Origin of the sequence: Methylocystis echinoides (genome assembly GCF_040687965.1) — a bacterium.
GTDB classification, from domain to species: Bacteria; Pseudomonadota; Alphaproteobacteria; order Rhizobiales; family Beijerinckiaceae; genus Methylocystis; species Methylocystis echinoides_A.
In genome coordinates, this window is record NZ_CP156084.1 from 2,468,752 (window position 1) to 2,489,348 (window position 20,597).

A 20,597-nucleotide genomic window follows, 5' to 3' on the forward strand; every position below is an offset into this window, starting at 1 on the left:
TCGCCTCGAGCTGGCAAGGGGCTTACAGCCCCACGGTCACCTGCTTGCTGTTCGCGCGCACCAGATTGCGGTAGCGGGCCAGCGCCCACAGCGGGAAGAATTTCGCATAGCCGTGGTAGCGCAGGTAGAAAACCCGCGGGAAGCCGGTCGCGGTGAAGCGCGCCTCGTTCCAGAGGCCATGCTCCGCCTGCGTCGCCTGCAGATAGGCGACGCCGCGCGCGACCGCCGGATGCTCGACGTCGCCCGAGGCCATCAGGGCGAGCAGCGCCCATGCGGTCTGCGAGGCCGTGGAGGGGGCAGGCTCATAGACCTTGTAGTCGAGCTTATAGCTCGACAGGTCCTCGCCCCAGCCGCCGTCCGGATTCTGAATGGCGACGAGCCAGTTCGCCGCACGGCGATAGGCGGCGTGCTCATGCGGCAGGGCGGCGGCGTTGAGCGCGCAGAGCGCCGACCAGGTCCCGTAAATGTAATTCGCGCCCCAGCGGCCGAACCAGCTGCCGTCCTTCTCCTGATCGTCGACGATGTAGTCGACGCCGCGTTTGAGGCAGTCGCTCGTCTCCACGGTGTCGCCCAGCTGGGCGAGCATGGAAACGCAGCGGGCGGAGACGTCGACCGTTGGCGGATCGAGCAAAGCGCCATGATCGGCGAAGGGGATGTGGTTCAAATAGTGGTAGGCGTTGTCGGCGTCGAAGGCGCCCCAGCCGCCGTTCTTGGATTGCATGCCGACAATCCATTCCTTCGCCCGTTCGATGCGCTCGGCATAGGGCTTGGCGCTCTCATTGGCGGTGAGGCGGTCCATGGCGGTGGCGACGACGGCCGTGTCGTCGACATCGGGATAATAGGGGTTGGCGTATTGAAAGGCCCAGCCGCCGGGACGCAGGTCCGGGCGCTGGACGGCCCAATCCCCCTTCACGTCGAGCACCTGCAGCGGCGCGAGCCAGTCGAGCGCCTGACGGGCGCGTTCGCGCGCATCCTCGTCGCCGGTTTCGAGCAGCGCATGGGCGACGAGCGACGTGTCCCACACCGGCGAGACGCAGGGCTGGCAATAGGCCTCGGTCTCATTGACGACGAGCAGGCGCTCGATCGATTCGCGGGCGTCCTTCACCCGCTGATCCGTCGCGGGGATCCCGAGCACGTCATACATCAGCAGGCTGTTCACCATCGCCGGGAAGATGGCGCCGAGGCCGTCGACGCCGTTGAGGCGCTCCGTCGTCCACTTTTCTGCAAGCTCGACGGAAAGCTCGCGCGAGCGCTTGGGCATGTAAGGCTCGAGCAGCCGCAACAGTTTGTCGATCTCGCCGAAGATATGCGCCCAGGGCCAGGTCTGGTGCTCGCCCTTCGGCCAGACCTTCACCTCCTCGGGCGGGGTGACGAAAAGCTCCTGGATGCGCACGCCCTTGGGGTTCTTCGCCTGCGGCTTCCGGGTCATCAGCACGAGCAGCGGCACGAGCACCGTGCGGCCCCAATAGGAAATCTTGTCGAGATGGAAGGGAAACCATCTCGGCAGCAGCATGATTTCGACGGGCATCACCGGGACGCCGCGCCAGGGAATTTCCCCATAAAGCGCCAGCAGGGAGCGGGTGAAGACATTGGTCGTCGCCGCCCCGCCATGCGCGAGGATCGCCGCCCGCGCGCGCGCCATGTGCGGCGCGTCGACGTCGTCGCCGATCATCTTGAGCGCGAAATAGGCTTTGACGCTGGCGCTGACGTTGAAGTCGCCGTCCTGGAACAGCGGCCAGCCGCCGTGGCGGTCGCTTTGCGTGCGGCGCAGATAGACGCCGATCTTGCGTTCGAGTTCGGCGTCGACCGGCTCGGCGCGGAAATGGCGCATCAGCACATATTCGGCGGGAATGGTGGTGTCGGCTTCCAGTTCGAAGCACCAATGGCCGTCGTTCTTGCCGAGCTCGAGCAGCGCCCGCTTGGCGTTCTGGATGCTCGCTTCCAGCGCCTCGGCGCCAACGGGGGCATAGGTGTCAATGCGCGCGACTGCGGTCATCGTTCATCCTTCTTCGATCATCTGGCGCGATGTCAGGCAATGCGCAGCGAAGCGGTCTTTCCGGCGCCGGCAGGGGGCTTCACGACGATTTCAACGTCCTGTCCCAGCGCGACGAGAAAGCGCAAGAGCCGCTCCATGGAAAATTGCCTGAAGTCGCCATGCAGGAGCTTGGAGACATCGGGTTGCTTCACGCCAAAAAGTTGCGCGGCCTCGATCTGCTTCAGGCCGCGCTCCTTCAGCAGCGCGTCGATTTTGCGAACGAGCTGCGCCTTGAGGAATTGGTCCTCGGCGGCTCGTTGCGAAGAATGCTGCGGGTCCGTCACTGGCAGGTTCCGGGGATTATCGCCTCGGACTTGGCGCAACGCGCCGAACGTCGTTTCGGATATAGTGATTTAACCATAGCGTCAAGCGCCGGCCTTGGCGCATCGATTGCTACCTCTTTCGCTGGCGACGCCTGATTTGGCTTTGGGCGCTCGACTTTGTTCGAAAGGCAGACCGATGGACGAGCTTTTTGTGATTTGTCGGACAGTCGAGATCGACGACGCGCAGGCCCATGGCTTCGTGCTGATGAAGGCGGAGGAGAGCGGCGAGACCGCGCCCTGGCCGATTCTCATCACGCGGAAAGGCAATAATTTCTACGGCTTCGAAAACGCCTGTCCACACGAGGGGACGCGGCTCGACGTCGATCCGGGGCGGTTCATGGACGATGAGGGCAATTTCCTCGAATGCGGCCGCCATCATGCTCAATTCGACATCGACACCGGCGAATGTTTCATCGGCCCCTGCCAGGGCGCCCACCTGACCCCCATCAAGCTCGTGATCGACGACGGCGACGTCTGCGTCACCGGCGTGATGCTGGCCGACGAGTGAGGGAACGCGCATGACCGATATGGCCGAACTGCAACGCCGCAAAAAGCTCATCAATCTCGCCATCGTCTATGTCGATCCCGACGCCTTCGTCGCCAATTATCTCGGCTGGCTGGAGATCACGACCTTCATCACGGCGCTGCGCGCAGGCGACGTCGCGGCGCCCGCCGACGGCGTGACCCCGAAACTCACGCCGCAGCAGCTGAAAGGCGGCGTCGCCGCCAGTTACGGCAATGACGCCGTCTTCGCCTTCTGCATGACCGCGGCGCTGAAGGGCGACAAGGCCGCGGTCGAGAAGGTCGAAACGGCGTTGGCGGAAAGTCTCGGGCCCGACTTCCCCGGCTCCGTGGCCTTCTGGAGCTTCCGCTCGGCGAATGAATCGCCCATCAGCCTCGAAGACCATGTCGGCGCCGCCGCCTATAAGATGCTTGCCGGCGACATCCCGCCGCCTCCCATGCGGGCGCGCGAAAACTGGAACGCCGGCTTGCGCTTTTTCGAAAAAGCGCGGCAGTCGAACTTCGTGCAGGAAATCATGTATCCGCTCGCGGTCTGGACGCGGGCGAAGTGGAGCGAAACCTTGGAAAAGGGCGTGGCCTTCCTCGCCCATATCGAGGACAGCGTGCCGACGCTGCAGGAAGCGCTCGCCGAGGCGCGCAACGATCAGGCGTTTGTCGCCAATATGCTCTTGAAAATGGCGCCCGCCATCGAGCAGGATTTGAGCGACGATACGCAGGGATTTTTGCGGTCTCTCGCGAGAAGAGGGTAGAGCGCCGCGAGGGGGGAGACGCGCGCGTCGATTCGGCGGCGTCTAATTTGGAAACCCGTCAAACCCATTGCGCGAGCTCGATCGTGACCCCCTCCGGACCCTCGACAAAAACAAGTTTGCGGAAGTGGAAGTCCATGATTTCGTTTCTCGTGCAGTAGCCTCCCGCCCGCAGCTTGGCGACCTCCGCCGCGATGTCGTCGACGGCGAAGCAGACATGGTTGAAGCCGAGTTTGTGCAGGTCGCGGATATTCGGGTCTGGGAGCGGTTCCGGGTGTCGATAACGCAGAAGTTGGATTTCGGTGCGCGGCAAAGCATCTTGCAGCACCAAGGTGACGTGCTCGGCCTCTATCCCGGGCACGCCCATGTAACTGTCGAACGGAGGGCCCGAGATGACCGTGGAGACCGTTTCCACGAAGCCGAGAATCCCGAAGAAGGCTTTTGCGCGCTCGACGTCCCGTACGACGATCGTGAGATGATCGAAATTCTTCACCATCTCGGCCGTCCTTTGCACTTAGAACTTCACGAGCGTGACCTGCGCTTCTGCGCCTCGTCAGGCGTCTTTGAATTAGCGTTGCTGCTGCCGTTGTCCACACAGTGGCGCAGTAATGAGCATTAAGGGCGGCCGCTCAATTCGGCCGCCCTGTAACCCGACCTTATCGACCCCTCGATCGTCGCCGGCAGTCCCGTCGCCGTCCAATCGCCGGCGAGGAAGAGATTGCGCCAGGCCGTCTGCGCGCCCGGCCGGCGGGCCTCCTGCGCCGGCGTCGCCGCGAAGGTCGCGCGCTTTTCTTTCACGATCTGCCAGGGCGGCAGCGTCTGCGGCAGGCCCGTCGCGGCGGCGACCTCGGTCCAGATTGTTTCGGCGAGTTCTTCGCGCGCCTCGTCCATCAGCCGATCCGCGCCGCTGATCGTCACGGAAAGCCTGTCGTCGAAGGCGAAGAGCCATTCCGACAGCGAGCCGACCATGCCGAAGAGCAATGGTTGGCCCGGCGGCGGCGCGATCTTGAAATGAACGTTGAGAATGGCGCGATAGTCATTGGGCGCCATGAGGCCCGGCACGAGTTCCGTCGCGCTCCACGGCGGGACGGCGAGCACGACGCGATCCTTGTCGCCGAGCGCGATTTCAGCGTCGCCGAAACGCAGCGCAGAGACGCAATTCTCGGCAAAGACAATTTCGCGCAGTCGCGCGCCGAAGCGGGGTTCGACGCCTTGCGCCTGCAATTTGGCCAGCGCCGGCTCGATGAAGGCGTGGCCGAGCCCGGCTTTGGCGACAAGCGGCCGGCAGGCGGCGCCGCCGGCGGCGAGCGTCTCGCGCAACACGGCGCCCGCAAGCGTCGCCGAGGCGTCGCGCGGCTCGGTGTTGAGCGCGGAGAGCATCACCGGCCGCCAGAGCTTGTCGTAAAGAACGCCGTCGCAGCGCATCGTCTCGCCGATGGTCGCGCCATCCTTGGCGAAGAGCAGCTTGGCGGCGTCTAGATAATCGAGCGGACCCGTTCCCGGCACGCGTCGGTCAGCAAAGAAAATCCACCAGGGGATTTGCGAGGCGTTGGGCCGCAGCCGCCAGCGTCGGCCCGTTTCATAGTCGAGGAAAGCGAATTCGCATTCGTCCGGGCCGACCAGCGCATCGCTCGCGCCAATGCGCGCGCCGTAATCGCGCGCGGCCTTATTGCCCGAAAGCAACAGATGATTGCCGTTGTCGATGACAAGGTCGAGCGTCGCGTCGAAATAGGAGCGGCAGCGCCCGCCCGCCATACGGGCGGCTTCATGAAGGACGACGCGCCGCCCCTCGTCGGCAAGACGCACCGCGCAGGAGAGGCCGGCCAATCCCGCGCCAATGATGTGGATCGTTTCGGTCACAGGAAGGCGTGTCTGAGCAAAGCGCCGATAAGCTTGACGCGCGACATGCGCACCGGGGCGCGCGGCGGCGAGAAACCGCGCTCGGCGAGGCGGTCGAGGATCGAGCGATAGCCGGCGGCCATCAGATAGGGCGCTTTGACGCCGGATTTCGGCAGGCCCGTCATCACCAGATCGGCCTGCTCGAAATGCTCACGCGCGCGATGCAGCACCGGCGCGCAGGCGGCGTCGAGGGAGGGACTGGCGAGCGCCGCATGCGGCGCATGCGTGGCGACGCCCGCTTCCTCCAGCGCTTCGCGCGGCAAATAGAGGCGTCCACGCGCGGCGTCTTCGTCGAGGTCGCGCAGAATATTGGTGAGCTGGAGCGCGCGGCCGAGATGATAGGCGAGAAGCTTCGGCCCCGTCGGAAGCTCGGCGGCGTTGTCCTCGACAAGCCCGAAGGCGCGCACCGACAGACGGCCCACGGCGCTCGCCACGCGATCGCAGTAGATTTCGAGTGTCTCCCAGTTCGGCGCGCGTATATCCTCCTCGACGTCCATCATCATGCCGTCGATGACCGCCTCGAAATCCGCGCGGTCGAGTCTGAAGCGGCGCACCGCGTCAGCGAGAAAGGCGCTGCGCGGGCGAATGCGTCCCGCGTAAAGTTCGTCGAGATCGTAACGCCATTGATCGAGCGCGTCGCGCCGCGCCGCGCGGTCGCCCTCGTCGTCGGCGATGTCGTCGACGGCGCGGCAGAACGTGTAGATGGCGAACATGGCGTCGCGGCGCGCCGGCTCGAGAATGCGCATCGCGAGGTAGAAGGAGCTCTTGACCGCAACGGTCTGCGTCTTGAGGGGCGCGATGTCGGTCATGGTTTCCATCGTCATGACGTTGCGTCCGCGGCAGCCCGGCGCGGACGCACGGCGCGCCGCACCAGCGCGCCGAGCGCGCCCCGGACGCCGGCGAACGCGAAGCCGAGCTTGCCGGCGTGCACCTTGTCGCAAAGCGGATCAGCCACGCGCAGCCGCGCGGTCAGCGTTTCCGCCAGCACTTGAATCGCGCCCACTTCCATGGCGAGGCGCGTATCGCTGATGAGATCGGCGAAGGGACGCGCCTGCGCGAGCAACGCCTCGGTTTTTTCGTTCAGGTCGCGGATGGCGGCGAGAAGCGGCGCCGGCGCGCGCGCTTCCGCGAGCATCTCGACCCGCGCCCCATGGGCGGCAAGCGATTCGGCCGTGACATAGACGCGGTCGAGATTGCGATAGTCCTTGCCGCAGTCCTGCAGGTGATTGATGACTTGCAGCGCGGCGCAGAGCGCGTCGTTCGCGGCCCAGACGCGTTCGGGTTTTTCGCCATGCACGTCGCAGACGAAGCGGCCGACCGGCATGGCGGAATAGCGGCAGTAATAAATGAGGTCGTCCCAGTCCCGATAGCGCAGATAGGTCACGTCGCGCATGAAGGCGGTGATGAGGTCGCGCGCATGCTGCGGGTCGAGCCGGCGGGCGCGACACGCGTCCCGCAGACGCGTGGCGACGGGCTCTTCGGGGCCGCGGTTCATCAGCGCCAGATCGAGCCGCTCGAGCAGGTCGAGCTTTTGCTGCCGGGTTAGGGTCGGATGGTCGGAAATATCGTCGGCGGCGCGCACGAAGTCATAGAAGGCCATGATCGGCGCGCGGTTTTGCGGCGCGATCAGAACCGAGGCGACGGGGAAATTCTCGTCGCGATGCGTCTTGCCCGAACTCGTGTCGGCAATGTCGATCATTTACGCAGCCAATGCCCCTCGAGTCCGCGCCGCCCGCCGCCGCAAAGAGCCGGACGGTCACGCAGGCGCCTGGTAACGGCCCTTCCATTCGCCGCCGCGGCCGCGGATGTGCCGCCAGGCCGAGACGGCGGTAAACCACGTATAGCACGCCGCGACCGCCGGCAAAGCGAAGGCGCGCAACGGGGACAGGCCGTAAAAGCGCAGACTGGGCATATAGGCCTGGGCGCCGATCAGCCAGGCCACGAGCGCAATCTCCCGGGTCGGCGATTCGGTGAAGGCGAGGGCCGGAGGCGCGAGATAGACGAGCGCCATGCCGAGGACCGCGCCGGCGAGCAGCAGCGGCGAGTAGTTGAGCTGCGCATAGGCCGAGCGCGTCACCATCCGCTCGATGTCCCTGAGGCGCGGATAGGGTCGCAGGCTGTAGACGTCGTCGGTGAGGCCAAGCCAGATCGGACCCTGCTTCTTCATCAGCGCCCCCAAGGCGCAATCATCGATAAGCGCGTCGCGGATCGCCGGCAGGCCGCCAGCGGCCGCCAGCGCCTCGGGGCGGACGAGCATCACGCCGCCCGCCGCGCCCGCCACCTTGCTCTTGGGATTGTTGACCGCGCGGAAGGGGTAGAGCTTTTGAAAGAAGAAGACGAAGGCCGGGATGAACCATTTTTCGGCGAGGCTCTCGCAGCGCAGCTTGACCATCAGAGAGGAGAGGACCGCCCCACGCGCCGTCGCGCCCGCGACAAGCCGCGAGAGCACATGCGGCTCGAAGGCGATGTCGGCGTCGCAGAAGAGCACGAAGTCCGGCTGCTCGGGCAGGCTGCGAACATAAGTGAAGCCGCGATGCATGGCGGCGATCTTGCCCGTCCATCCCCCGGCGGGGCCGCCGGAGGAGAGGATCGTGAGGCGGTCCGCCGCGGCCTCGGTCTTTGCGGCGGCGCGCGCCCGATCCGCCGTGCCGTCCGTGCTGGCGTCGTCGACGAGCGCGATCTCGAAGCGGCCGGGAAAATTCTGGCGCAGGAGCGAGGCGAGGCTCGTTGCGATGACTTCCGCCTCGTCCCGGGCCGGGACGATGGCGATCACATGAGTTCCCTCCGGGACGCTCGCGCCTTGGGGAACGAATTTGCTGTCGTGTTCGGTCAGCCGCCAGAAGCCGGAATTGAAGATCAGCAGATAGAGCCAGGCGGCGAGCGCGATGAGCGCGATGAGGGTCAGGAGCATGGCGTGCGTCGAGGAATGCTAAAGAGATCAATGCCCGCTCGCGCCTTCTAGCACTCCACGGCGACCCTGGCCAGCGGGTCTCGACGCTCTTTAGTCGTCGCGCAGCCGCCACCCCTCTGGCGTGCGGACATAGCTACGTTTCACGGCGGCCCAGGCGATCCGGTGCGCCGCCTCCTCCTGCCGGGGGTCGCCTTCATGGGCGAAATAGGCGTTGTTGAAGGCGGCGCGGTAAATGTCCTGCGCATGCGGCGGCAGCAGGCGCTGGAGATTTTCGGGCAAGTCGGCGTTGGTCTGGTAGGGCAAGGTCGAAAGGCGGCGCGTCCGGCAGCGACATTGTCACGGACGCGAGGACGCTCCCTTGGTTGAAACAGGGAGACGTTAGAGGAGACCGCCATGAATTACAAAGTCGCGATCATCGCCCTGGGGGTCGGCTTGTTCATCGCCGCAATGATTCCCTACGCCTACAAGCCAAGGTGCTCGACGCCCGATTGCACGCCGGAGGCGCCCTATTTCGGCGAGCGCGGAAGCCGCTAAAGTCCGTGGATCTCCGCCACGATCGCTTCCGCCGCCCGGCGCGGATCGGCGGCGCGGGTGATCGGACGGCCGACCACGATATGGTTGGCGCTCGCCGCGATGGCCTGAGCGGGCGTCATGACGCGCTTCTGGTCGCCGGCGTCGGCGCCCGCGGGACGCACGCCAGGGGTGACGAGGAGCATCTGTGGCCCGACGAGCGGGCGAATCGCGGAGAGCTCCAGCGGCGAGAGAATCAGCCCGTCGACGCCCGCGGCCTTCGCCTGCGCCGCCCGGCGGGCGACGAGATCCGCGACGCCAAAGGCGAAGCCCGCCTCCTGGAGGTCCGCGTCGTCATAGGACGTCATCACCGTCACGGCGAGGAGCTTCAAATCCCCCGCCCCGGCGCGGGCGGCCGCCATCGTTTGCGGATAGGCGTGGATGGTGAGGAAATCCATGCCCATGCGCGCGATTTGGCGCGTCGCGCGCTCGACGGTCGCGCCGATGTCGTGAAGTTTGAGATCGATGAAGACGCGCTTGCCGGCGTCTTTGAGCTCCTGCGCCAGCGCCAGCCCGCCGCCGTAGGCGAGCTCCATCCCGATCTTGTAGAAGGAGACAGCGTCGCCGAGCGTCGTGACGAGCGCGCGCGCGGCCTCGACCGTGTCGACGTCGAGGGCGACGATCAGCCGGTCCCGGGCCTTGTCGTCCATTACGGCCTGCCGCCGTGGCCGGCCTTGCGGTAGCGCCAGACGCGGGCGGGCGGAATGTTCATGAGGATCGGGGCCGAGCCCTTGCCGACATACGCCCCGCTGACGTCATGAGCGTGGAGGGGCATCGGCGATTTGGTGAGGCCGTAGGTGAACTGGATGAAGAGCCCCTCGTCGCCCATCAGTTCGAAAGCCTGATGCAGAAGCGTCACGCGGTCGCGCTCGGGCCGCACGAGCAGCGGCAGGCTCGAGACGACCGTCGCGACGCGGCCGTCGATCCTGCCGTCGAGCGTCTTCCTCAAATTGTAGGCGTCGCCCTGCACGACGCGCACGCCCGGATAGCGCTCGCCGAGCATTTTGCAGAAGCGCCCTTCATATTCGACGAGCACCAGCCGCTCGGGCGCAACGCCGCGCGCAAGCAGCGCCTTGGTGACCGGCCCGGTGCCGGGACCGAGCTCGAGGATCGGTCCGTCGCGTGAGAGGTCGACGAAGCTCGCCATGGTCCGGGCGAGCGCCGGACCCGAGGGAGAAACAGCCCCGATGAGCCGCGGATTTTCGAGCCACTGCTTGATGAAGCGGGCGTTGTCAGCGAGCGAGCTTTTCTGGTCCGGCAAGGGCGGCTTCCCTGAAAAAAGGCTTCTGTGGCCTATACAAACGGCCCCGTTCACGGGGCCGCGGCGCGACAATAGGGGAGGCGCTGGTGAAAGACAACGCGAGGAAGCGTTGCACGAGGTGGCTGGCCTGACGCTCCAGACGCGCGTTCTCGCGCGTCATGGCGGGACCAGGCCATCTGCCCCTATTTTCGCCGCCGGCTCATCTTCGTGCCGACATAGAAACCCGGCGGCTTGCCGCGCACCCATGCGACGAACGACTGAATGTCCTCATGCTCGAGGAGCCGCTCGAAACTGTGATAGCGGTCGCGCAGCTCCTGATCGGTAAACGTCGCGTGGATCTTGCGGTGGCAGATCGCGTGCATCAGCCGCGTTTCTCTGCCCTTATAGCGGCGAGGAACCAGATGATGCTCGGTGATGCGCGCGCCTCCGAGCTCGCGCGCGCATAAGGGACAGGTCTCTCGAATCGGGGCCGACATTGTCGTCGCGCCTATCCTCCGAACAAATCTTTCATCCGCGCGAAGAAGCCATGCTCCTCGGGATGCGTCTCGTGCGAGGACTCCTTCTCGAACTCCAGGAGCAATTCTTTCTGCCGCTTGGTGAGCTTCTGCGGCGTCTCGACGGAAAGCTGCACATGGAGGTCGCCATGCTCGCGGCCGCGCAGCACCGGCATGCCCTTGCCCTTGGCCTTGATCTGCTTGCCGGATTGCGCGCCCTCCGGGACCTTCACCTTGATCTCCGAGCCGTCGATCCCGTGAACCTTGATCTCGCCGCCGAGCGTGGCGCGGACCATGGAGATCGGCACGCGGCAGTAAAGGTCGGCGCCGTCGCGCTGGAAAAAGGGATGCGGCTTGACCGAGAGGAAGATGTAGAGATCGCCCGACGGCCCGCCGCGAACGCCGGCTTCGCCTTCGCCGGCGAGGCGAATGCGCGTCCCGTCTTCGACGCCGGGCGGCACATTGACAGAGAGCGAACGCTCGACCGTCTTGCGGCCGGAGCCCGAACAGGACGGGCAGGGGTTCTCGATGATCTCGCCGCGTCCCTGGCAAGTCGGGCAGGTGCGCTCGATCGCGAAGAAGCCCTGTTGCGCCCGCACCCGGCCATGCCCGGCGCAGGTCGTGCAGGTCTTGGGCTTGGAGCCCTTCTTGGCGCCGGTCCCGGCGCAGGCCTCGCAGGTGGCGGAGGTGGGTATCTTCAGCGAGGCGGTCTTGCCGTTGAAGGCCTCCTCGAGCGTGATCTCCATGTTGTAGCGCAGGTCGGAGCCGCGCTCGCGCCCGCCGGAGCGCCCGCGCCGACCCATGACGTCGCCGAAGAGATCCTCGAAAATATCGGCCATGGAGGCGCCGAAGCCCTCGCCGGCGCCGAAGCCGCCAAAGCCGCCGCCCTGGTCGAAGGCCGCATGGCCGAAACGGTCATAGGCCGCGCGCTTCTGCGGATCGCAGAGGCACTGGTAGGCCTCGTTCAGCTCCTTGAAACGCGCTTCCGCCTCCGTATCGCCGGGGTGGCGATCGGGGTGACATTGCATCGCCGCCTTTCGAAAGGCGATCTTCATTTCAACTTCGGTGGCCGTCCTCGATATGCCGAGAACTTCGTAATAGTCGCGCTTGGACATGGTCAGGTCGTCGAATCCAAAGGGTGCATCGGCGGGGAAGGCCTGAACGCAAGGAAACCCGGCGCTCCCACGCCGGGCTTCTGTTGGCTAGCCCTTCAGGCCATGCAAAGCCAGCGCCATTGGCGCTTACTTCTTGTCGTCGCCGACGTCTTTGAACTCGGCGTCGATCACGTCGTCCTTCGGAGCATCGGTCGCGCCGGCGTCGGCGCCCGCCTGCTGAGCCTTGTACATCGCCTCGCCCAGTTTCATCGAGGCCTGCGCCAGCTCATTGGTCTTGGCCTTGATGGTCTCGGCGTTGTCGCCCTCGAGCGCCGTCTTCAGCGCCGCGACGGCCGCCTCGATGGCGCTCTTGTCGGCGCCCGAGACCTTGTCGCCGAATTCGCTGAGCGACTTCTCGGCGCCGTGGATCGCGGCTTCGCCGTGGTTCTTCGCGTCGACAAGTTCGCGCCGCTCCTTGTCCTCGGCGGCGTGCAGTTCGGCGTCCTTGACCATCTTGTCGATGTCGGCGTCGGACAGACCGCCCGAAGCCTGGATGCGGATCTGCTGCTCCTTGTTGGTCGCCTTGTCCTTCGCGGTGACGTTGACGATGCCGTTCGCGTCGATGTCGAAGGTCACCTCGATCTGCGGCACGCCGCGCGGGGCCGGCGGAATGCCCATCAGGTCGAACTGGCCGAGCAGCTTGTTGTCCGCCGCCATTTCGCGCTCGCCCTGGAAGACGCGGATGGTCACGGCCTGCTGATTGTCTTCGGCGGTCGAGAACACCTGGCTCTTCTTGGTCGGGATCGTCGTATTGCGGTCGATGAGGCGCGTGAACACGCCGCCGAGCGTCTCGATGCCGAGCGACAACGGGGTCACGTCGAGCAGCAACACGTCCTTGACATCGCCCTGCAGAACGCCCGCCTGCACGGCGGCGCCGATGGCGACGACTTCGTCCGGGTTGACGCCCTTGTGGGGCTCCTTCCCGAAGAACTGCTTCACGACTTCCTGCACGCGCGGCATGCGGGTCATGCCGCCGACGAGCACCACTTCGTCGATCTCGGCCGCGGAGAGGCCCGCGTCCTTGAGCGCCTTGCGGCAGGGCTCGACCGTGCGCTGGATCAGATCGTCGACCAGCGCCTCGAACTTGGCGCGGGTGAGCTTGAGGGTCAGATGCTTCGGACCCGTCGCGTCGGCCGTGATGTAGGGAAGGTTGATCTCGGTCTGCGTGGCGGAGGAAAGCTCGATCTTGGCCTTCTCGGCGGCTTCCTTGAGACGCTGGAGCGCGAGCTTGTCCTTCGTCAGGTCGATGCCCTGCTCCTTCTTGAACTCGCCCGCGAGATATTCGACGAGCCGGTTGTCGAAGTCCTCGCCGCCCAGGAAGGTGTCGCCGTTCGTCGACTTCACCTCGAAAACGCCGTCGCCGATCTCGAGGATCGAGACGTCGAACGTGCCGCCGCCGAGGTCGTAGACGGCGATGGTGCCGGACTGCTTCTTGTCGAGGCCATAGGCCAAAGCCGCCGCCGTCGGCTCGTTGATGATGCGCAGAACCTCGAGACCCGCGATCTTGCCGGCGTCCTTGGTCGCCTGACGCTGGGCGTCGTTGAAATAGGCCGGAACGGTGATAACGGCCTGAGTGACGGTCTGGCCGAGGAAAGCCTCCGCGGTCTCCTTCATCTTCTGCAGAATGAAGGCCGAGATCTGCGAGGGCGAATACTGCTTGCCCGCCGCCTCGACCCAGGCGTCGCCATTGTTGGCCTTGATGATCTTATAGGGAACGAGGCCGATGTCCTTCTTGGTCATCGGGTCGTCGAAGGTGCGGCCGATCAGGCGCTTGATGGCGAAGAAAGTCTTGTCGGGGTTCGTCACCGCCTGACGTTTCGCCGGCTGGCCGACGAGGCGCTCGCCGTCGTCGGTGAAGGCGACGATCGACGGGGTCGTGCGGGCGCCTTCCGCATTCTCAATGACTTTTGGGGTCGACCCCTCCATGACGGCCACGCAGGAATTGGTCGTGCCAAGGTCGATGCCGATAATTTTGGCCATATTGTTCTTCCTTTCGCTTTCGAATCTGGACCCCGAAGCGGTCCCTTCGACGCCTCAGGACGGCGGCTCGCCATGAGCCCGCCGCGCGATCCAAAGGCGCTGTCGATCCCAAGATTGTATTTGCCCCACTCTGCCGCAAGGGCTGGCCGCATATAGAAGAAGGAATCCGCCGCGACAAGCCGCCACGCCGCCAAGCTTCTGGTAACCATTATGGGCGCAACTTTGCCTGGACGGCGCCTTGACCATTTTGTGATGAGTGATATTTTTTAAAAGTCGTCAGTTGTCGCATCCGTTCTGGCGCAGGAGGCGCCGCGCGGCCATGACCCAATTTTCCAAATCGGTTTTCTCGCCCCTGCTCATCGTGGCGGCGCTCGCCGGCTTTAGCCTGTCCGCCTGCGGGAAATCGGGCGAAGGCAGCGGGGACGCGCAAGACGACCGGCCGGTCCTGGTGACGAATCCCCGCCTCGCGGCGCAGTCGCAGGCGCGGGAATTCGTCGCGACGATCCGCCCCAGGGTCGAATCGGATCTCGGCTTCCGCGTAACCGGCAAGGTGGTGAAGCGCTTTGTCCAGACCGGCCAGAAGGTGAAGGCCGGCGAGCCGCTCGCTTCCCTCGACGAGAACGACTTCAGGCTGCAGAAGGAGCAGGCGGAGGCGGAACACGCGGCGGCCAAAATGGTGGTGGCGCAGGCCTTGGGCGACGAGAAGCGCGCGCTCGCCCTGCGCAAGAACGGCTGGACGACTGACGCCACGCTCGACCGCATCCGCGCCGCGGCGCAGGAGGCGCGCGGGCGTCTCCAGCGCGCCGAGCGCGCGCTGGAGCTTGCGGGCAATTCCCTCAATTACGCGACGCTCCGAGCGGACGGCGACGGCGTCGTGACGCAGGCGCTGATCGAACCCGGGCAAGTCGTGGCGGCGGGCCAGACCGCGATCCGCCTCGCGCATTCGGGCGAGCTGGAGGCGGCGGTGGCGCTGCCGGAGGATTTCGCGCCGCTCGCCGACAAGGGCGCGGCGACGCTCACGCTCTGGTCGAACAAGGCCAAAAGCTACCGCGCCAAGCTCAGAGAGCTGAGCCCCTCCGCCGACGCCGCGAGCCGCACTTTCGCCGCGCGTTACGCGATCCTCAACCCCGATTCCGCGGTCGCGCTCGGCATGAGCGCCACGCTCTCAATCGCCGCGAACGGCGCCGAGCAGATGATGAGCGTGCCGCTCTCGGCTCTCTACAACCAGGGCCAGGGTCCGGCGGTGTGGAAAGTCGACGTCGACGGGCGGCTCCAGCTCGCCCCGGTGAAGCTCGTGCGCTTCGATTCGGACGCGGCTCTCGTCTCGGGGGGCGTCGCCCCCGGCGACCAGATCGTCGTGCTCGGCGTTCACAAGCTGGAGGCCGGCCGCAAGGTTCGCGTGATGACGCGCGAGACGCTGTAAGGAGAGGAGGGGCGCATGAGCTTCAATCTCTCCCGGTGGGCGGTCTCGCGCCCGGCGCTGATGCTGTTCCTGATGTTCGCGATCAGCGCGGCGGGCGTCTATTGCTATCTGCGGCTCGGACGCGCCGAGGATCCGTCCTTCACCATCAAGGTCGCGAATATTTCTGCGCAATGGCCGGGCGCGACCGCGCAGGAGATGCGCGACCAGGTCGCCGACCTTTACGAGAAGAAACTGCAGACGCTGCCCTTTCTCGACAAGATCGAGACCTATACCAAGCCCGGCTTCCTGGCGATGCAGGTGACGTTCAAGGACACGACGCCGCCCAAGGAAATCCCGCAGCTCTTCTACCAGCTGCGCAAGAAGCTCAACGACATCAAGAACGATCTTCCGGCGGGCGTGCGCGGGCCGCAGATCAACGACGAGTATGGCGACGTCGACTCGGTGCTTTACGCGGTGACCGGCGACGGCGCCGACTACAATATGCTCGACAAGGTCGTCGAGGTTTTGCGCCAGCGTCTCATCGAGACGCCGGAGGTGATGAAAGTCGACGTTTACGGCGAGCAGATGCGCCGCATCTACGTCGAGTTCAGCGAAGCGAAGATCGCCAATCTCGGCGTCGAGCCGCAGGCGATCTTCGACTCGCTCGCCAAACAGAACGCCGTCACCGACGCGGGCGTTTTCGAGACTTCCTCGAACCGTATCCGCGTCCAGGTCACCGAGGAGCTGAAAGGGTCCGACGCCATCGCCGCCATTCCGGTGCCGGCGAACGGCAAGATTATCCGCCTCGGCGACATCGCCAATGTCTACGCCGGCTTCGAGGACCCGCCGTCCTTCATCGCGCGCTACAGGGGCCAGCCCGCCATTATCGTCGGCGCGGTGATGGCCAAGGGCGGCAATGTCTTCAAATTCGGCGCTTCGGTCGAGGAGGCCGTCGCAGAAGTTCGCGCCAAGACGCCGATCGGCATCGAGATCGACCAGATCGCCGACCAGCCGAAAGTCGTCGAGGAGGCCGTCGGCGAATTCACCCGCTCGTTCATCGAGGCGCTGGTCATCGTGCTCGGCGTGAGCTTCGTCTCGCTCGGCTTCCGCACGGGCATTGTCGTCGCGCTCTCCGTGCCGCTGGTGCTCGCCTTCGTGTTCATCTTCATGTATCTGATGGGCATCGACCTGCAGCGTATTTCGCTCGGCGCGCTCATCATCGCTCTCGGCCTTCTCGTCGACGACGCCATCATTGCGGTCGAGATGATGATGGTGAAGATGGAGCAGGGCTACACTCGCATCAAAGCCGCGACCTTCGCCTGGGAGTCGACGGCCTTTCCCATGCTCACCGGAACGCTGATCACGGCGGCGGGCTTCCTGCCCGTGGGTTTCGCCGCCTCGGGCGTCGGCGAATATACGGGCTCGATGTTCTGGGTGCTGCTCAGCGCCCTCCTGGCCTCCTGGCTGGTCGCGGTGATGTTCACGCCTTATCTCGGCGTGAAGCTCCTGCCCGATTTCGGCAAGCTCCATCCTCACCAGGACCCCGACGAAATTTATCGGACGCCTTTCTACACGCGCCTGCGGGCCGTCATCGCCTGGGCGGTGGATCATCGCCTGCTGGTGATCGGCGCGACGGCGGGCGTGTTCGGCCTTGCGACATTCGGCATGGTCGTCGTGCAGAAGCAGTTCTTCCCCTATGCCGAGCGGCTGGAGCTGTTCTTCCAGATGCGGATGCCCGAAGGCTCGGCGATCGGGGCGACGCTCGACGCGGCGAAACAGGCTGAGGCGCTGGTCAAGGACGATCCCGACGCCGCCTTTTACACGACCTATGTCGGCCAGGGGCCGCCGCGCTTCTGGCTGGGGCTCAATCCGCAGCTGCCCAATGAATCCTACGCAGAGATGGTGATCGTTGCGAAGGACATCCCGGCGCGCGAGCGCCTCAAGAAAAGGCTCGAAGCGGCGATCGCCAACGGCGCCGTGCCACAGGCGCGGGCTCGCGTCGACCGCTTCTCCTATGGTCCGCCAGTCGGCTTCGCCGTGCAGTTTCGCGTCATCGGACCCGATCCGCAGAAGGTGCGCGCCATCGCCTATCAGATTCGCGACGTGATGGAGCAGGACGAGGGCGTCGACGATCCGCATCTTTCCTGGAACGAACAGAGCCCGAGCGTGCGGCTCGTCATCGACCAGGACCGCGTCCGCCTGCTCGGCGTGACGCCGCAGGACGTCTCCAACCGTCTGCGCATGGCGATTTCCGGCGTCACCGTCACGACGCTGCGCGACGGCATCGATCAGATCGACGTGATCGCGCGCGCCGTTCCGGGCGAGCGCGGCGACCTCGGGCGGCTCGGCGATCTTGTCGTCTATTCGCGCGACGGCAAGCCGGTGACCGTCTCGCAGGTCGCCAAGATCTCCTATGAGCACGAGGAGCCGATCATTTGGCGGCGTAACCGCAATATGACGATCACCGTACGCTCGGGGGTCAAGGACGGCGTTCAGGCGCCCGACGTTTCGACGCGGGTCTGGCCCAAGCTCGCCGGGATTCGGGACAACCTGCCCGTGGGCTACCGCATCGAAATGGGCGGCGCGATCGAAGAATCGGCCAAGGGCAACGCCTCCATCTTCGTGGTGTTTCCGGTGGTGATCTTGTTCATGCTGACGATCGCCATGTTCCAGCTGCAGGATTTCACCCGCGTCGCGCTCGTCATGATGAGCGCGCCGCTCGGCCTGATCGGCGCGTCTCTCGCGCTCAACCTCGCTCACGCGCCCTTCGGCTTCGTTGCCCTTCTTGGCCTGTTCGCGCTCTCCGGCATGGATATGCGCAATTCGATCATCCTCGTGGATCAGGTGCGCCAGGACCTCGAAAACGGCGCCAATTACCGCGAGGCGATCATCGGCGCGACGGTGCGGCGCGTCCGTCCTGTCGCGCTGACGGCGCTCGCCGCCATTCTCGCGATGATCCCGCTGTCGCGCTCCGCCTTTTGGGGGCCCATGGCGCTGACCATCATGGGCGGACTGTTTGTCGCGACCTTCCTGACGGTGCTATTCTTGCCTGCCCTTTACGCCCTCTGGTTCCGCAAGCATCTCGACGCCCGTCCGGCAAGCGCGGCGGAGTCCGTTGCGCTCGGCCAAAGGCTCGCCGAGGAGGCCGCCGAATGAGCAATGTGACCGAGGCGCCGGCCTCCCGCGAGGCGGAAACGCGCGCGCGCATCGTGGCGACGGCCGAGCGGCTGTTTCGGGAGATCGGCTTCCAGAAAACGACGGTGGCCGACATTGCGCGCGAACTGCGCATGTCGCCGGCCAACGTCTATCGCTTCTTCGGCTCCAAGGCGGAGATCCACGTTGCAGTCGCCCGGCAGCTGATGGGCGAGGTCGAGGCGGCGGCGCGTCGGATCGCTTTCGGGCAGGGCTCGGCCGCCGAGCGCCTGCGGGCGCTTATTGTGTCGATCGAGTCGCTGAACGCGGATCGTTACATCGCCGACCGTAAACTCCACGATATGGTCGAGGCCGCGCTCGACCAGCACTGGCCGACGATTGACGAGCATATCGATCGCATCGACGCGCTGTTCGAAGCCGTTATCGCGGCGGGGATGGACGCTGGCGAATTCGAGAAGGGGGACGCTGGTCTCGCCGCCAAGCTCGTGCATACCGCGTGCATCCGCTTCTGCCATCCGCGCCTGATGGTGGAATGCGCCGATCGCCCCGAGCCGGCGAGCGTGCAGATGGTCGAATTCTGCCTTGCCGCGCTACGCCGCGGCGTTTCCCGCTAGAACCTTCGCCGTAAGGTCACTTTCCACGCGCCCGCGGGCTATACGCGGCCGGCGACGCTTGTGTATGATGTGCGCAGGAAACGAAAGAACGCGCGCCCGCGCGGCAGAGGAACAGCAGAGCCGTTATGAAGGTCACCCTGGTTCAGATGAACTCGATTGGCGACAAGGCCGTCAATCTCGCCAATGCAAAGGCGCTCATCGAGCGCGCAGTCGAGCAGGAGAAGCCGGACTGGATCTGCCTTCCGGAAGTGTTCGACTTTATTGGCGGCTCGCGCGCCGAGAAGATGGCGGCGGCCGAGGAGCTGCCGGGCGGCCCGGCCTATGAGATGTGCAGCCGGCTCGCCCGCGAACACAAAGTGTTCATCCACGCCGGCTCGATCCTCGAAAAAATCCCGGGCGAAGAGCGCCTGCATAATACGACCGTCGCCTTCAACCGCGAGGGCCAGGAGGTCGCGCGCTACCGCAAGATCCATATGTTCGACATTACCGCTCCGGATGGCGCCAAATATCATGAGAGCGCCGCCTTCAAGCCCGGCGACGAAGTCGTCACCTATGACTGCGACGGGCTAAAGGTCGGCTGCGCCATCTGCTACGATCTGCGTTTCTGCTATCTTTTCCAGGCGCTTGCCGACAAGGGCGTCGACATTGTCGCCCTTCCCGCCGCCTTCACCCTCGTGACCGGCAAGGACCACTGGGAGGTGCTGTGCCGCGCCCGGGCCATCGAAATGCAAGCCTATCTCTGCGCGCCCGCGCAGACCGGCGCGCACAAGGCCGGGCACGAGACGCGCTTCACATACGGCAATTCGCTGATCGCCGACCCGTGGGGCCATGTCGTCGCCAAGGCGTCCGAGGGGCCGGGCCTCGTCTCGTCCTATGTCGACGTTGATCGCATCCGCAAAGTCCGGACGATGATCCCCGTGTCTCAGCACAAGGTAAAGCTGGCGGTTTAACCTAAAGCTTTACTGTTTAATTGAGGCGAGGCTGAGCCATTATTATGGCGAAGCTTCGCCGCGGCCTTGTCAAATCCATTGTTTCTGAATAGTATGCGCCTCCGTAAGCTGTTGCGCTCGCGTACATAAATCCGTTTTGCCGCGTCGCTGGAGAGTTGTGAAAACGTGTCCACTTCGGTCATCTTGAGAGCGGCGCTCCCTCGAGTTCGTGTTTGTCCCGCATGGTAAGAAAGAACGAGTCCGGAAGCACATTAACGCGCGCCGCGCTGCGGGAGGCCGTATACAGCTGCTGCCCGACCCTGTCCCGGGCGGAAGCGCGCAAGATCCTCGATTCCACTTTCGAGGAAATCAGCGAGGCCCTGCTGCGCGGGGAATCTGTCAAACTCCGTTCATTCGGCACATTTAATGTGCGCGCAAAGCGCGAGCGCGTCGGCCGAAATCCAAAAACCGGCGTCGAGGCCACAATTACGCCGCGCCGTGTGCTCACTTTCAAGGCGTCTCCCGTGCTCGTCGCGCATGTGAACGGCGACGCCGTCATCCCCGAAGAGGATGATTGAGAAGAAGTCGCCGGCCGTGCAAAGGT

At 65.2% G+C, this 20,597-nt stretch carries 21 protein-coding genes; 8 read left to right on the top strand and 13 right to left on the bottom strand.

All coding sequences use genetic code 11. The annotated features are described in order from the left end of the window. Positions 1–22 precede the first annotated feature (22 nt). Positions 23–1,996 (bottom strand): squalene--hopene cyclase, encoded by a 1,974-nt coding sequence (gene shc / locus RVU70_RS12030; protein ID WP_363346556.1) that lies wholly within the window; start codon positions 1,994–1,996, stop codon positions 23–25. Positions 1,997–2,028: 32 nt separating this feature from the next. After that, on the bottom strand, positions 2,029–2,319 hold the full coding sequence (locus RVU70_RS12035; protein WP_363346558.1) for a helix-turn-helix transcriptional regulator: 291 nt from the start codon (positions 2,317–2,319) through the stop codon (positions 2,029–2,031). A gap of 175 nt (positions 2,320–2,494) precedes the next feature. On the opposite strand from RVU70_RS12035, the gene RVU70_RS12040 reads away from it, so the two are divergent. Both RVU70_RS12040 and RVU70_RS12045 read left to right on the top strand, forming a co-directional pair. Then, complete coding sequence (locus tag RVU70_RS12040) at positions 2,495–2,866, top strand: Rieske (2Fe-2S) protein (protein WP_363346560.1); 372 nt, start codon at positions 2,495–2,497, stop codon at positions 2,864–2,866. A gap of 10 nt (positions 2,867–2,876) precedes the next feature. Further along, complete coding sequence (locus RVU70_RS12045) at positions 2,877–3,629, top strand: hypothetical protein (RefSeq protein ID WP_363346562.1); 753 nt, start codon at positions 2,877–2,879, stop codon at positions 3,627–3,629. Positions 3,630–3,687: 58 nt separating this feature from the next. Here RVU70_RS12045 and RVU70_RS12050 read toward each other — a convergent pair whose 3' ends face one another. The 6 genes from RVU70_RS12050 to RVU70_RS12075 all read right to left on the bottom strand — a co-directional run bounded on the left by RVU70_RS12050 (position 3,688) and on the right by RVU70_RS12075 (position 8,739). Then, positions 3,688–4,140, bottom strand: coding sequence for a VOC family protein (locus RVU70_RS12050; RefSeq protein ID WP_363346564.1), 453 nt, complete (start codon positions 4,138–4,140; stop codon positions 3,688–3,690). A gap of 101 nt (positions 4,141–4,241) precedes the next feature. Further along, positions 4,242–5,486: a hydroxysqualene dehydroxylase HpnE gene (gene hpnE / locus RVU70_RS12055; protein ID WP_363346566.1), complete on the bottom strand. Its 1,245-nt coding sequence runs from the start codon at positions 5,484–5,486 to the stop codon at positions 4,242–4,244. Next, positions 5,483–6,349 carry a presqualene diphosphate synthase HpnD gene (hpnD, locus tag RVU70_RS12060; protein ID WP_363346568.1) on the bottom strand — a complete coding sequence of 289 codons (867 nt, stop codon included), beginning with the start codon at positions 6,347–6,349 and terminating at the stop codon, positions 5,483–5,485. Before hpnD ends, hpnE begins: the two co-directional genes overlap by 4 nt. Next, entirely contained in the window at positions 6,346–7,224 is an 879-nt protein-coding gene (gene hpnC, locus RVU70_RS12065; RefSeq protein WP_363346570.1) for a squalene synthase HpnC, read from the bottom strand. Before hpnC ends, hpnD begins: the two co-directional genes overlap by 4 nt. Positions 7,225–7,281: 57 nt before the next feature. Beyond that, positions 7,282–8,436, bottom strand: a complete 1,155-nt coding sequence (locus tag RVU70_RS12070; protein WP_363346572.1) for a glycosyltransferase — start codon at positions 8,434–8,436, stop codon at positions 7,282–7,284. A gap of 90 nt (positions 8,437–8,526) precedes the next feature. Beyond that, a complete protein-coding gene (locus tag RVU70_RS12075) occupies positions 8,527–8,739 on the bottom strand; it encodes a ChaB family protein (protein ID WP_363346574.1) in 213 nt (70 codons plus the stop codon). Positions 8,740–8,829: 90 nt separating this feature from the next. On the opposite strand from RVU70_RS12075, the gene RVU70_RS12080 reads away from it, so the two are divergent. Then, positions 8,830–8,970 carry a hypothetical protein gene (locus RVU70_RS12080; protein WP_363346576.1) on the top strand — a complete coding sequence of 47 codons (141 nt, stop codon included), beginning with the start codon at positions 8,830–8,832 and terminating at the stop codon, positions 8,968–8,970. On the opposite strand, the gene pyrF is transcribed toward RVU70_RS12080, so the two are convergent. The 5 genes from pyrF to dnaK all read right to left on the bottom strand — a co-directional run bounded on the left by pyrF (position 8,967) and on the right by dnaK (position 13,895). Continuing rightward, on the bottom strand, positions 8,967–9,656 hold the full coding sequence (pyrF, locus tag RVU70_RS12085) for an orotidine-5'-phosphate decarboxylase (protein WP_363346578.1): 690 nt from the start codon (positions 9,654–9,656) through the stop codon (positions 8,967–8,969). The genes RVU70_RS12080 and pyrF overlap by 4 nt on opposite strands. Further along, positions 9,656–10,267 carry an rRNA adenine N-6-methyltransferase family protein gene (locus tag RVU70_RS12090; protein WP_363346580.1) on the bottom strand — a complete coding sequence of 204 codons (612 nt, stop codon included), beginning with the start codon at positions 10,265–10,267 and terminating at the stop codon, positions 9,656–9,658. Before RVU70_RS12090 ends, pyrF begins: the two co-directional genes overlap by 1 nt. A 182-nt stretch (positions 10,268–10,449) precedes the next feature. Beyond that, positions 10,450–10,743 (bottom strand): HNH endonuclease, encoded by a 294-nt coding sequence (locus tag RVU70_RS12095; RefSeq protein ID WP_363346582.1) that lies wholly within the window; start codon positions 10,741–10,743, stop codon positions 10,450–10,452. Between the two features lie 11 nt (positions 10,744–10,754). After that, positions 10,755–11,876: a molecular chaperone DnaJ gene (gene dnaJ, locus RVU70_RS12100; RefSeq protein ID WP_363346583.1), complete on the bottom strand. Its 1,122-nt coding sequence runs from the start codon at positions 11,874–11,876 to the stop codon at positions 10,755–10,757. A gap of 126 nt (positions 11,877–12,002) precedes the next feature. Next, on the bottom strand, positions 12,003–13,895 hold the full coding sequence (gene dnaK, locus RVU70_RS12105; protein WP_363346584.1) for a molecular chaperone DnaK: 1,893 nt from the start codon (positions 13,893–13,895) through the stop codon (positions 12,003–12,005). Between the two features lie 319 nt (positions 13,896–14,214). Between dnaK and RVU70_RS12110 the strand changes: the two genes are divergently transcribed. The 5 genes from RVU70_RS12110 to RVU70_RS12130 all read left to right on the top strand — a co-directional run bounded on the left by RVU70_RS12110 (position 14,215) and on the right by RVU70_RS12130 (position 20,571). After that, on the top strand, positions 14,215–15,318 hold the full coding sequence (locus RVU70_RS12110; protein ID WP_363346586.1) for an efflux RND transporter periplasmic adaptor subunit: 1,104 nt from the start codon (positions 14,215–14,217) through the stop codon (positions 15,316–15,318). 15 nt (positions 15,319–15,333) lie between these two features. Beyond that, on the top strand, positions 15,334–18,453 hold the full coding sequence (locus tag RVU70_RS12115) for an efflux RND transporter permease subunit (protein WP_363346588.1): 3,120 nt from the start codon (positions 15,334–15,336) through the stop codon (positions 18,451–18,453). Next, a complete protein-coding gene (locus tag RVU70_RS12120; protein WP_363346590.1) occupies positions 18,450–19,064 on the top strand; it encodes a TetR family transcriptional regulator in 615 nt (204 codons plus the stop codon). The genes RVU70_RS12115 and RVU70_RS12120 overlap by 4 nt, the downstream gene beginning before the upstream one ends. Positions 19,065–19,189: 125 nt before the next feature. After that, positions 19,190–20,014 carry a carbon-nitrogen hydrolase family protein gene (locus RVU70_RS12125; RefSeq protein WP_363346592.1) on the top strand — a complete coding sequence of 275 codons (825 nt, stop codon included), beginning with the start codon at positions 19,190–19,192 and terminating at the stop codon, positions 20,012–20,014. A gap of 221 nt (positions 20,015–20,235) precedes the next feature. Further along, on the top strand, positions 20,236–20,571 hold the full coding sequence (locus tag RVU70_RS12130; protein WP_363351312.1) for an integration host factor subunit alpha: 336 nt from the start codon (positions 20,236–20,238) through the stop codon (positions 20,569–20,571). Positions 20,572–20,597: the final 26 nt, after the last annotated feature.